Below are 13,117 nucleotides of genomic sequence, written 5' to 3'. Positions count from 1 at the left end.
TTAGGGATGATTTCCGCTATGGCTATTACAAATTCAGTTATCAACAAACCGATTACAAAAAGCTCGCTGACTCACTCAGCAAAAAGTGCAGACAGCTACGCTTACAACAATGAAACGCTTCACCTTCGCTTACGCAGTGCAAAAGGCGAACTAGACAAGGTTTCACTTTGGATCGGCGACCCGTACCACTGGGCAGAAGGCGGCCTCGATGGTGGCAATCTAGGTGGCAGTGATGCACACGGTTGGGTGGGTGGCAATGAAGTGACCATGATTCATGAAGGGGAAACCGAGTACCACGACCACTGGTTTGCAGAGTTTACTCCACCGAAACGTCGTAGCCGTTATGGCTTTATTTTGTACGGAAAAGGCGGCGAAAAGATTCTATTTGGAGAAAAACGCTGCGCCGACATTTCAACGACTGAAAACGCAGAAATCGAGCTGAGCAACTTAAGTAATTTCTTCTGTTTTCCTTACATAAACCCTCGTGACGTTTTAAAGACACCGACGTGGATAAAAGACACTATTTGGTACCAAATATTCCCAGAGCGCTTTGCTAATGGTCGCCCTGAAACATCACCTGCCAACGTGCAACCTTGGGGAACCAGACCTGTATCCGACAACTTTATGGGTGGCGATTTATGGGGCGTGATCGATAAGCTCGATTACCTGCAAGATCTTGGCGTGAATGGTTTGTATTTGTGCCCTATTTTCACAGCCAACGCCAACCATAAATACGACACTGTCGACTACTACAATGTAGACCCGCACTTTGGCGGCAATGAAGCTTTTAAAGCACTCGTCGATGAAGCCCATAAACGCGGCATGAAAATTATGCTCGACGCGGTGTTCAACCACATTGGGTCTCAATCACCACTATGGCTAGACGTTGTGAATAACGGGGCAAAGTCCAAATACGCCGACTGGTTTTGGATCAATCAATTCCCTGTATACCCAGATACGCCAAAAGAAGAATGGGATTTTTGGAACTTAAACTACGAAACTTTCGCCAACGTCGTCGAAATGCCAAAGCTGAATACTGAAAATGAAGAGTGTCGCGCATACTTATTAGACGTAGCGCGCCACTGGGTAGAAGAGTTCAACATTGATGGATGGCGTTTAGACGTAGCCAACGAAGTGGACCACGCGTTTTGGCGTGACTTCCGTAAAGTCGTAAAAGATGCCAACCCAGACTGCTACATTCTTGGTGAGATTTGGCACGAAGGTATGCCTTGGTTACGTGGCGACCAGTACGATTCGTTGATGAATTACCCGCTGACACAAGCCATTACCGACTACTTTGGTCTTGGCGACGTTGATAAAGAGAGCTTTGTAAATGCAGTGAACGCATCGTACATGGCATACCCACGCAACGTAAACGAAGCGATGTTTAACTTATTAGATAGCCATGACACCACTCGCATTATCTCTTTATGTCAGGGCGACAAACGTAAAGCTAAATTAGCCTATTTATTTATGTTCACTCAAGTCGGTGCTCCATGCATTTATTATGGTGGCGAAATTGGTATGGATGGCGGCCGCGGCATGGGCAGCGAAGACAACCGAAAATGCATGATATGGGAAGAATCAGAGCAAGACTTAGAATTCAAAAACTTCATTCAAGAAATGATCGCTTTGCGTAAAGCCAATCCCGATTTTAATCAGCCTTGCATTGACTGGTTAAACGTGGAGGATGAAAAAGGGACGGCAGACAAAGAGTGTATCGCTTACCTCCGTGGCAATTTAATGTTTGTTCTAAACAACAGCGATAAAGATAAACAGATCATGCTCGATGGAAAATCACTGACCATTAGCGCTTATGGCTACGTGATTGAGCAAGCGAACTAAATCCAAGTGTGTCATTAATCAAATCATGCTCATTAAAGCAGAACCAAATATAGTGATGGGAATCGCGATTGATTCCCACTCTATTTACTCGGTCGCCAGCACCTCTAACGGACAAGAGGTGTATAGAATGGTGCAGCGCACTCCTGGCGACCTTGCCCACTTGACTCAACATTTGATAAGCCGAATATCAAGCGTCAGCTACCGCTATGGACGTATCGCCGCGATAGGCATAAGTGTATCTGAGTTTTTTTTATCTCATCGCCAATCCGTACATGAAGTTGCAAAATCAAGTCCTACTCACTCGACAGAAATCAACCAATTAACACGAAACCTGAATCAGCATTTCAAGGTCGACTGCTCGCTTGTGATGCATTCACACAGTGCGGCCATTGCGTGCGACGCTATTAGTAACGCCATGAAAAGCGCTGACTCAATTGAACAACCACTCTCGGCAGGTTCAAGTCTAAATAAGAGGGCTAGAGATTTATACAAAGAGGCCATACTCAGCGTATTTTTGGGCGATGGTTGTGGCATAAGTTTTTATCAAAATAACGAGCAAGTGCACCACCCATTAAGCTCACATTGGGCACATTCAAGGTTGCCTAATTTTCAATGGCTCGTTGATGGCTTAACTCCTGTATGTCGCTGTGGAAATGAGGCCTGCATTGAACAGTTTTTATCCGCACCAAGTATTGAGCGGCAATATCATCAAGTCGTGCTAAAAGACCAAACTTTAGCGCAAATTTTTTCAGGCGTAGACCTAAGTGAACCGCATGCATCGCGCATATATCGTACTTATATCGACCAATTGGCGCGCAGTTTAGTTAATCCCATTCAACAATTACTGCCTACACGACTCGTATTATCAGGCGAAGCAACGACCTATCCTACATTAACGGCAGATTTAAAAGTCGCATTGTCTCGCTACATTCACGTTAATGAAATTCCAGTGATTATTCACCCAAAACAAGATGAATTCACCTTTGCTCGCGGAGCGTTTCTCATCGCTGAAAAAAATCACAACAATCATTTACGCTCGTCGTGACAAGAATGGTAACCTTAGAAGGAGAAGATATTGAATAGTTTCAGAGGACAACCCGTGTCAGAGCTAGTCACCAAATTAATGGATTTTGGGTTTACCAAAACCGATGCGCTTGTTTATATTAATTTACTCAAAAATGGCCAATCCAGCGGATATAAAATCGCGAAAGAGATCTCTATCTCCCGCTCTTCTGTTTACTCGTCTATCGATAACCTTTACGCCAATGGCTACATTTTCATGTCTGATGGCGACACTAAAGAGTACGAAGCTAAATCACCAGACTTGATTTTCAGCCAGATAGAAAAAAAGACCGTCACCAATATTAATTTCCTTAAATCAGAATTATCTAAGATGATGCTGAAAGAGGAAAAAGAGTTCGTTTACAACGTATCGGGGTTCGACAACTTACTTCAAAAGGCCAAGGAAATCATTAATCAGGCAAATCTAGAAATTTACCTGAATACCGATTTTAACCTTGAGTTGTTTGGCAAAGAATTATGCGACGCCGTGGAACGTGGAGTACGAGTGATTGGCTTTTCATTCAACAAAATGGCGAGCCCACATGAAAAGATAGAACTACATTCGCGTTCTGAAAATGAAGAAACCGAATACCCTTCACACCGCTTTATGTGCGTAGCCGATATGAAGCTCGCCCTCATGTTCTCACACCGTGAAGAAACCTTAGGTTTGTATGCCAATAATCGCTTAATTGTAAAAATGATAGCAGAGCATATTCACAGCGATATTTACCTAACAGAATACGAGCGCCTGGCTCCTAATCAGCACCAACACGTCAGAGTAAATACGATTCACGAACAGCATAATGCCATGGTACTCGACGAGCTTAAGAAGCACTAACTCAGCAGATCGAATTCAATAATAAGATACGAACAAAGGTCTAGTAATAGGCCTTTCGGGGAAAGAAATTTTGACGGGAATCTATTTAATCCAAAGGGTTTCTTTGGTTATTTGATAAAGAATAGATTTATGAGTGCATAACTATAAGTCATCTAGAGCAGCCAACCACCGTCACTTTCCTCTAAACAATCAAATACCTTACATTTTTACGACTGAAACAATAAAGCCTCGAAAATTCGAGGCTTTAAAATCTTTCAAAGTCATGCTTTCTTATGAAGATGACTTAACAAAACGTTAGCTTATAGCTCTTCGTTTTCTTCTTCCTTCTCTGCATCTTTCTCTTCAAGCACAGCAGGAGTTAGCAGTAACTCACGAAGTTTAGTATCAATTTCTAGAGCAACTTCTGGGTTTTCACGCAGATATTTACCAGCGTTTGCTTTACCTTGGCCGATCTTGTCGCCTTTGTAGCTGTACCAAGCGCCAGCTTTTTCTACTAGCTTATTCTTCACACCCAAGTCGATAAGCTCACCTTCGCGGTTGAAGCCCTTGCCGTAAAGGATTTGAGTTTCAGCTTGTTTGAATGGTGCAGCAATCTTGTTCTTAACAACCTTGATACGAGTTTCGTTACCAACAACTTCATCACCATCTTTAATCGCGCCAGTACGGCGAATATCAAGACGAACAGATGCGTAGAACTTAAGTGCGTTACCACCTGTTGTTGTTTCAGGGTTACCAAACATCACACCAATTTTCATACGAATTTGGTTAATGAAGATGGCCATACAGTTAGACTGCTTGAGGTTACCAGTCAGCTTACGCATCGCTTGAGAAAGCATACGAGCCTGAAGCCCCATGTGGCTGTCGCCCATTTCGCCTTCGATTTCTGCTTTAGGTGTTAGTGCAGCTACTGAGTCAATAACAAGAACGTCGATAGCACCTGAACGAGCCAGTGCATCACAGATTTCAAGCGCTTGCTCACCCGTATCTGGTTGAGAAACAAGAAGCGCATCGATATCAACACCCAACTTTTGAGCGTAGATAGGGTCTAGTGCGTGCTCGGCATCGACGAATGCACACGTTTTGCCCACTTTCTGTGCTGCAGCAATAAGCTCAAGCGTTAGCGTTGTTTTACCTGATGATTCTGGACCGTAAACTTCTACGATACGTCCCATCGGTAGGCCACCAGCACCTAGTGCGATATCTAGAGATAGAGAACCTGTAGAAATAGTTTCTACGTCCATTGTGCGGTTATCACCAAGACGCATGATTGAACCTTTACCAAATTGCTTTTCAATCTGACCAAGGGCTGCGGCTAACGCTTTTTGTTTATTCTCGTCCATTACTATCTCCACATAATCGGTTGTCTTAACAAGCGATCTAGAATCTATTTCTAACCCACATAGGGGTGACTAATTGGCTTTTATTATACTGTTGATTCATACAGTGTCCATACCTGTATGAAAATAATTTGTACAAATGTTACTTACCTTCCATTGATAGGTAATCATAAATAACTTGCAGGGCATGGTGCGTGGCTTGTTGGCGTACTTGTGATCTGTCGCCTGTAAATACATGCGTTTCTACTTTATCCCAACCGTTTAGTGCTTTCCAAGCGAAACATACCGTTCCAACAGGCTTATCTTCGGTCGCGCCACCTGGGCCAGCAATGCCACTGATCGATACAGAGATAGTCCCATTTGAATGTTGCAATGCCCCGCTCGCCATTTCTATTACGACAGGCTCACTCACCGCACCGAACTCAACTAAGGTTTTAAGCTGTACGCCGATCATCTCTTGCTTCGCTTCATTGCTATAAGTAACAAATGCACGATCAAACCAACCAGAGCTCCCTGCGATATCCGTCACCGCGCTAGCAACCCCACCGCCAGTACAAGATTCAGCCGTCACTAAAACGTGTTTATGTTTAGCGAGTAAGTATCCAAGCTGTTCACTAAGATCTTGAGTCATCTGCATCATCAACTTCCCTTTATCTACTGTCATATCATTCGGATTCGCATCTTTTCGCATGTGTCGCTTTTCGCACGAAACGCTTTCACGTATCCTAAGCCGCAATAGAAATAAACGAAAGAAGTTAACTGTGAAAGCCGATCAAAAACATACTCCCATGATGCAGCAGTACCTAAAGCTAAAAGCAGAAAATCCAGAAATTCTGCTGTTCTACCGCATGGGCGATTTCTACGAGCTTTTCTATGATGATGCTAAAAAAGCCTCTCAACTCCTCGATATTTCACTGACCAAGCGTGGCTCTTCAAATGGTGAGCCGATTCCTATGGCAGGTGTTCCTTACCATGCCGTTGAAGGGTACCTTGCAAAGTTAGTGCAACTTGGTGAATCCGTAGCAATTTGTGAACAGATTGGTAATCCAGCAACTTCAAAAGGCCCTGTTGAGCGTGCTGTCGTGCGTATCGTTACACCCGGAACCGTGACCGATGAGGCTTTGCTTTCTGAGCGCATTGATAACCTGATTGCAGCCATCTACCATCACAACGGTAAGTTTGGTTACGCGACACTGGATATTACCTCTGGTAGATTCCAACTTTGCGAACCAGAAACCGAAGAAGCAATGGCGGCAGAACTGCAGAGAACCTCACCTCGTGAGCTACTGTTCCCTGAAGATTTCGAACCTGTAAATCTAATGGCAAGCCGTAATGGCAATCGCCGCCGCCCGGTATGGGAATTTGAATTAGATACCGCGAAGCAGCAATTGAATAAGCAGTTTGGTACTCGCGATCTGGTTGGCTTTGGCGTAGAAGGCGCGAAACTAGGCTTATGTGCGGCTGGTTGTTTGATCCAATACGTGAAAGATACCCAACGTACTGCCCTTCCACATATCCGTTCACTGACGATGGATAAGCAAGATCACTCGGTGATCCTCGATGCAGCGACTCGTCGTAATTTGGAGATCACGCAAAATCTTGGTGGTGGTACTGATAACACCCTTGCCGAAGTACTAGATCACACCGCGACGGCTATGGGTAGCCGTATGCTTAAGCGCTGGTTACATCAACCAATGCGCAATATCTCTGCACTCGATCAGCGCCTAGATGCTATTGGTGAAATGAAAGATTTGGCTCTCTTTACAGAGCTACAGCCAACCTTGAAACAGATCGGGGATATCGAACGTATTCTTGCTCGACTAGCACTTCGCTCAGCTCGTCCTCGTGATATGGCACGACTTCGCCAAGCGATGGAATATTTGCCAGAACTTGCAGAAACACTGACGCAATTAAAGCACCCATACCTAACTCAACTTGCTCAATATGCCTCGCCTGTGGATGAGGTTTCTGAACTACTTGAGCGAGCGATCAAAGAAAACCCTCCCGTGGTTATCCGTGACGGTGGTGTAATTGCAGAAGGCTACAATGCCGAGTTAGACGAATGGCGCGACCTTGCAGCTGGCGCAACCGAATTTCTTGATAAACTTGAGCAAGAAGAGCGCGAACGTCATGGTATCGATACACTTAAAGTGGGCTACAACAACGTACACGGTTTCTTCATTCAAGTAAGCCGCGGACAAAGCCACCTTGTGCCACCACACTATGTTCGCCGTCAAACGCTGAAAAATGCAGAGCGTTACATCATTCCTGAGCTAAAAGAGCACGAAGACAAAGTGCTTAGCTCTAAATCGAAAGCCCTAGCTATCGAGAAGAAGTTGTGGGATGAGTTGTTTGATTTGTTACTGCCTTATCTAGAGCGACTACAAAACATTGCTTCTTCAGTGTCTCAACTGGATGTTCTACAAAACTTAGCTGAACGTGCAGACACCCTTGATTACTGTCGTCCAACCATGACAGAGTCTGCTGGCGTACAAATTCAGGCCGGTCGTCACCCCGTTGTTGAACAAGTGATGGACGAACCTTTCATCGCAAACCCTATCGACCTCAATGATCAACGTAAGATGCTGATCATCACAGGTCCAAACATGGGGGGTAAATCGACCTACATGCGCCAAACGGCACTCATCGCATTGATGGCTCATATCGGTTGTTATGTTCCTGCAGAAAGCGCGACGATTGGTTCTATCGACCGTATCTTTACGCGTATTGGCGCATCCGATGACTTGGCTTCGGGTCGTTCAACCTTCATGGTTGAGATGACAGAGACCGCGAATATCCTGCACAATGCAACACCAAATAGCCTTGTGTTAATGGATGAAATCGGTCGTGGTACCAGTACTTACGATGGTCTGTCTCTGGCTTGGGCAAGTGCGGAATGGCTAGCTAATCAAATCAATGCGATGACACTATTTGCAACGCACTACTTTGAGCTAACTGAGCTACCAAACCAAATACCAACCTTAGCGAACGTACACTTAGATGCGGTTGAACATGGCGACAGCATTGCCTTTATGCACGCAGTTCAAGAAGGTGCAGCAAGTAAATCTTACGGCCTTGCGGTTGCAGGATTGGCTGGCGTACCTAAAGCAGTGATCAAAAACGCACGTGCGAAGCTGACTCAGCTAGAAGCATTGAGTATCGACTCTCCGACATCAAAGCCAAGCGGCGTTGATATCGCTAACCAACTGAGCTTGATACCTGAACCGAGTGAAGTAGAACAAGCACTAGCGAATGTTGACCCAGATGATTTAACTCCTCGCCAAGCGTTAGAAGAACTCTATCGTTTGAAGAAGTTGCTTTAGTCTCTTTCCAAGTAGCTTGTTATTGTCGCTTGCTATTGTCGTTTTGTACTGTCGCTTAAGTCAGCAGCATAAAATGCAAAAACCACAAACAAAAAAACGCTGACTTAGAGTCAGCGTTTTTATTTGTCTTCTATTCAAAGAAACATCATCAGTTCATTTAGTCGTTTTCTACGTTGAACAGATTTTCCATGTTCAAGCCTTGCTTGATTAGAATCTCACGTAGACGACGAAGACCTTCAACTTGGATTTGACGAACACGTTCACGAGTCAGGCTGATTTCACGGCCTACTTCTTCTAATGTTGACGGTTCGTAGCCAAGCAATCCAAAGCGACGCGCAAGCACCTCTTTCTGCTTAGGATTCAGCTCATCAAGCCAGAAGATCAACGAATTCTTGATATCGCTATCTTGAGTTGAAACCTCAGGATCTGAATTGTTGATGTCTGGAATAATATCCAACAGCGCTTTCTCACCATCACCACCAATTGGCGTATCAACAGAGCTCACTCGTTCGTTTAGACGAAGCATCTTACTCACATCACCAACAGGTTTGTCTAGCTTAGAAGCAATTTCTTCTGCCGTTGGTTCATGGTCAAGTTTTTGTGAAAGTTCTCTTGCGGTACGTAGGTAGATGTTCAGCTCTTTCACAACATGGATTGGCAAACGGATAGTGCGAGTCTGATTCATTAACGCACGTTCAATGGTTTGACGAATCCACCATGTTGCGTAAGTTGAGAAGCGGAAGCCACGCTCTGGATCAAACTTCTCTACGGCGCGAATCAAACCTAGGTTGCCTTCTTCAATAAGATCGAGAAGTGCAAGACCACGGTTGCTATAACGACGAGAAATTTTTACCACCAAACGCAGGTTACTTTCGATCATGCGTTTGCGTGCTGCTTCATCACCGCGTAGAGCTCGACGTGCATAAAGCACTTCTTCTTCAGCGGTTAATAGTGGTGAGAAACCGATTTCACCTAAGTAGAGTTGAGTCGCATCTAAGCTTTTAGACGTAACTTCAGTCTCTTCTTTCGCTTCGGTTTTCTTAGTGACTGTTCGTTTTGCTTTTCCAAGAGCTTCCTGTTCCGTGGTTGCTTGGTTAAGATCGAACTCTTCTTTGGTTACTGCATTGCTTATACTCATAACGCCTCCCCCTGGCGAAATTAGCATGACATTACAACTTCATATGTCGCTAAATGACTATGTCACTCCATACAATACGTAATTTTTGCATATTGTATTTAAGGTAAATACCGTTTTGGATTAACTGATTTACCTTGGTAACGAATCTCAAAGTGCAGCCTGACACTGCTGGATCCAGAGCTTCCCATTGTTGCAATCTTCTGCCCTGGTTTCACACTTTGCCCTTCAGATACTAATAGTCGGTCGTTATGCGCGTATGCACTTAAGTAATTATCATTGTGCTTCACAATCACTAGATTGCCGTAGCCTCGTAATGCATTACCCGAATAAACAACCGTTCCCCCTGCAGTAGATACTATTGGCTGACCTCGCTGTCCTGCTATGTCTATGCCTTTATTTCCTTGTTCGCCTACAGAGAAATTCTTAATTACTCTCCCTTTCGTTGGCCATAACCATTTGGATACTTTGTTACTCGTTGGTTTTGTTGGCGGTGTAACATTCTGTTTACCTTTAGAACCAACATACTCCTTTGATTTGGATTGTACAACCTTCTTTTGTGGATCTTTTTTCGCCACTTTGGTGGTTGTTTGAGCGGGCGCAGGTTTAGAGCTTTTACTCTTTTGAGGTGTTGTTTTAGGTTTGCTTGAGGCCAACAAAGTTGTGGATGCGGCAACAGGCGCAGCGACGGCTGCAACCGCTACCGTTGATTTACCATACGCTGGAGCGTTGTAGCTAGGACGCCATAACTTAAGGCTCTGTCCGGGATGGATGGTATAAGGTGCAGACAGATTGTTATAGCGAATCAGCTCTTTAACATCTTTATTTGTTACGTAAGCAATAAAATAAAGGGTATCGCCTTTTTTCACTTCATAGTAACTACCACGATAACTACCACGATCAATCGATGAGTAATTCTTGTTTAAGCTTGAAACTGGCGCAGGCGAATTCGCAGCACACCCAACAAGTGCACAGCTAAGCAGTAGAGAACTTCCTTTAAAAACCTTCGAACGCATCGACTTTCTATCCACCTACACCATTAATAATTTTATTAAGCTAACTCACCAGGTACAAGAGGTACAAATCGCACCATCTCGATAACACTCGATAAGAACTCATCACCGTGGCGAACAATCTTCAACAGTTGTTGTTCATCATCTCCGACCGGAATTAATAAGCGGCCTCCATCTTTCAACTGCTGCAAAAGCGCTTGAGGGATCGACTCTGCAGCAGCGGTGACAATAATCGCATCAAAAGGCGCCTTAGAAGACCAACCTTGCCAACCATCACCGTGCTTGGTTGAGATGTTGTAGAAATCAAGTTGCTTCAACCTACGCTTAGCATCCCATTGTAGCGACTTTATTCTTTCAACCGAATACACGTGATCAACCAACTGAGCCAAAACCGCCGTTTGATAACCAGAACCCGTTCCGATCTCCAAAACGCGGCTGTCTTGTTGTAACTCAAGCAGTTCGGTCATTTTAGCAACAATGTAAGGCTGAGAAATTGTCTGCCCCTGCCCGATAGGCAGCGCATTATTATCATAGGCCTGGTGATGCATAGCCTGTGATAAAAAGCTCTCTCTCGGTAGTAAGTAAATAGCATCAAGAACCTTTTGATCCTGAATACCATTTTCTATCAGAAAAGTAACTAAGCGCTCAGCTTGTGGATTACTCACTTATTTATCCCCTAACCATGTAGTCATCGCACCCAACGACTCATGTGCCGTCAGATCAACTTGTAGTGGTGTTACCGACACAAAACCATGTTCAATGGCGTAAAAATCGGTACCCTCACCAGCATCTTGCTCCTTACCAGGAGGGCCAAGCCAATAGATATCATGACCACGTGGGTCTTTCTGCTTAATCATATCTTCAGCATGGTGACGAGCACCTAGACGTGTCACCTGAGTACCCGATAGTTGATCTAATGCTAAATCAGGGACATTCACGTTTAACAGGCGATTGGTCGGGATTGGGTTTGCTAAATGTTGTTCGACAATACGGCGAGCAACCGCTGCTGCTGTCTTAAAATGTTGTTTTCCAACCAGAGAAAATGCCACCGATTGAACACCTAGAAAGTGGCCTTCCATTGCTGCTGCGACTGTACCTGAATAAAGCACGTCATCACCAAGGTTAGCTCCGTGATTAATACCCGTTAAAACCAGATCAGGCATGTCACTCTTTAGGAGTTCGTTCAATGCGAAATGTACACAGTCGGTCGGTGTTCCTTGTACCGAATAGGTATTTCTAGCAATCTCTTGAACACGTAAAGGCTGTTCCAAAGTTAATGAATTTGAAGCACCAGAGCGATTACGGTCAGGTGCCACAATGATAACTTCAGCAAGATCACGTAATTCATTTGCCAGCTCATGAATACCTTGAGCATGCACACCATCATCGTTGCTGAGTAAAATCTTCATCTTGTATCCTTTCTTTTGTACCAATGCCAAGTCACTTAAATACCGATATAAAGTCACTTAAATATCAATATAAAGTGACTTAGACCCAAGCAGAATCATTATTGCTCGTAGGTTCTTTCTACGTGTACTTCTTCAACTAACTCACGAACGATAGCGGTTGCGAAGCAGCCTGCGTCCAGAGAGAATTTAAGAGTGACATTGTCTTCGTTTACTTCCCACACTAAACCCATCGGCTTCAACGAGGCTTCACGGCGATCATGGCGCATACGGTTGCCACAAATAAGCGCCATTAGATCCGGTTCAGCATCAAGGTGTTTCTGCTCTAGAGCTTGAGACGCATCCGTCGTCGGTAACGCATTATCTCCAGCTAAAGCAACGGTAATAAACGCAGAACCATTGGCGATATCTTGGTTTACAGCTTCGATATTAGCGGCTGTCACAGCAAGTTGAGCATCGTTTTTAACTACAATATCGCCGACCAATGCCGAAGCAAACGCATCGTGCTCAATACGGTCAGAAAGAATTAAGTTGTAGATCCAAGAACGAGCTGCAGAGAGGTACAAGCTGCGCTTATTTTGATTACGCGTACGAACGTTTTCACGCCCCCAACGACGAGCTTCAGATAAGTTGTTACCTTCATTGCCAAACCTCTGAGCACCAAAGTAATTTGGCACGCCCACTTGAGCGACTTTTTCCAAACGTTTGACTACATCATCGCAGTCCGTTACTTCAGACAAAGTTAGCTCGAATTGGTTGCCAACTAAATCGCCTGGACGTAACTTTTTGTTGTGGCGTGCTGTCGCCAATATCTCAATACTTGGGTATTGTGCAAGAAAAGCAGAAAAGTCAGGTTCACCTTTTGGTAGATGCACGCTCAACCACTGTTCTGTCACAGCATGACGGTCTTTCAAACCAGCCCAACTCACGTCTTTCGACTTAACACCACACGCTTTAGCCAGCTCGTTTGCTACAAAGCTCGTGTTCTCACCCGTTTTACGAATGCGCACCATAAGGTGTTCGCCTTCACCAGTGAACTCAAAACCTAAGTCTTCATTAACGACAAAGTGTTCGGCTTTTGCTTTTAGTTTTGCTTTCGCAGTTGGTTTACCGTTTAGATAAGCCAATGAAGATAAAATATCTGACATGCTGTTCTTT

Annotated in this window: 11 protein-coding genes; 4 read left to right on the top strand and 7 right to left on the bottom strand. The window is 44.4% G+C overall.

The genetic code is table 11. The annotated features are described in order from the left end of the window. Window positions 1-6 precede the first annotated feature (6 nt). Genes AB6E08_RS05180 through AB6E08_RS05170 form a run of 3 tightly spaced genes read left to right on the top strand, consistent with a single transcriptional unit; the run spans window position 7 to window position 3,745 of the window. Window positions 7-1,845, top strand: a complete 1,839-nt coding sequence (locus AB6E08_RS05180; protein ID WP_371996431.1) for a glycoside hydrolase family 13 protein — start codon at window positions 7-9, stop codon at window positions 1,843-1,845. Next, window positions 1,829-2,890 (top strand): ROK family protein, encoded by a 1,062-nt coding sequence (locus AB6E08_RS05175; RefSeq protein WP_241816857.1) that lies wholly within the window; start codon window positions 1,829-1,831, stop codon window positions 2,888-2,890. Before AB6E08_RS05180 ends, AB6E08_RS05175 begins: the two co-directional genes overlap by 17 nt. Before the next feature lie 54 nt (window positions 2,891-2,944). Continuing rightward, window positions 2,945-3,745: a TrmB family transcriptional regulator gene (locus AB6E08_RS05170; protein ID WP_009847632.1), complete on the top strand. Its 801-nt coding sequence runs from the start codon at window positions 2,945-2,947 to the stop codon at window positions 3,743-3,745. Between the two features lie 299 nt (window positions 3,746-4,044). On the opposite strand, the gene recA is transcribed toward AB6E08_RS05170, so the two are convergent. Both recA and AB6E08_RS05160 read right to left on the bottom strand, forming a co-directional pair. Continuing rightward, complete coding sequence (gene recA / locus AB6E08_RS05165) at window positions 4,045-5,085, bottom strand: recombinase RecA (RefSeq protein ID WP_029225458.1); 1,041 nt, start codon at window positions 5,083-5,085, stop codon at window positions 4,045-4,047. Window positions 5,086-5,224: 139 nt separating this feature from the next. After that, complete coding sequence (locus AB6E08_RS05160; RefSeq protein WP_029225457.1) at window positions 5,225-5,719, bottom strand: CinA family protein; 495 nt, start codon at window positions 5,717-5,719, stop codon at window positions 5,225-5,227. Between the two features lie 124 nt (window positions 5,720-5,843). On the opposite strand from AB6E08_RS05160, the gene mutS reads away from it, so the two are divergent. Next, on the top strand, window positions 5,844-8,405 hold the full coding sequence (mutS, locus tag AB6E08_RS05155; protein WP_372045608.1) for a DNA mismatch repair protein MutS: 2,562 nt from the start codon (window positions 5,844-5,846) through the stop codon (window positions 8,403-8,405). A gap of 157 nt (window positions 8,406-8,562) precedes the next feature. On the opposite strand, the gene rpoS is transcribed toward mutS, so the two are convergent. From rpoS to truD, 5 genes are all read right to left on the bottom strand, one after another. After that, window positions 8,563-9,543 (bottom strand): RNA polymerase sigma factor RpoS, encoded by a 981-nt coding sequence (gene rpoS / locus AB6E08_RS05150; protein WP_009847636.1) that lies wholly within the window; start codon window positions 9,541-9,543, stop codon window positions 8,563-8,565. Between the two features lie 98 nt (window positions 9,544-9,641). Further along, entirely contained in the window at window positions 9,642-10,556 is a 915-nt protein-coding gene (gene nlpD, locus AB6E08_RS05145; protein ID WP_372065085.1) for a murein hydrolase activator NlpD, read from the bottom strand. Window positions 10,557-10,591: 35 nt separating this feature from the next. Further along, on the bottom strand, window positions 10,592-11,218 hold the full coding sequence (locus AB6E08_RS05140) for a protein-L-isoaspartate(D-aspartate) O-methyltransferase (protein ID WP_009847638.1): 627 nt from the start codon (window positions 11,216-11,218) through the stop codon (window positions 10,592-10,594). Continuing rightward, window positions 11,219-11,962 carry a 5'/3'-nucleotidase SurE gene (gene surE / locus AB6E08_RS05135; RefSeq protein ID WP_135384187.1) on the bottom strand — a complete coding sequence of 248 codons (744 nt, stop codon included), beginning with the start codon at window positions 11,960-11,962 and terminating at the stop codon, window positions 11,219-11,221. A gap of 98 nt (window positions 11,963-12,060) precedes the next feature. Next, entirely contained in the window at window positions 12,061-13,107 is a 1,047-nt protein-coding gene (gene truD, locus AB6E08_RS05130; RefSeq protein ID WP_029223074.1) for a tRNA pseudouridine(13) synthase TruD, read from the bottom strand. Window positions 13,108-13,117 lie beyond the last annotated feature (10 nt).

This window comes from Vibrio sp. 10N.247.310.24 (genome assembly GCF_041467175.1).
Taxonomy (GTDB): Bacteria; Pseudomonadota; Gammaproteobacteria; order Enterobacterales; family Vibrionaceae; genus Vibrio; species Vibrio tasmaniensis_A.
The sequence above is the reverse complement of the archived record's forward strand: the minus strand, read 5'-3'. Positions and strand labels throughout refer to the sequence as shown.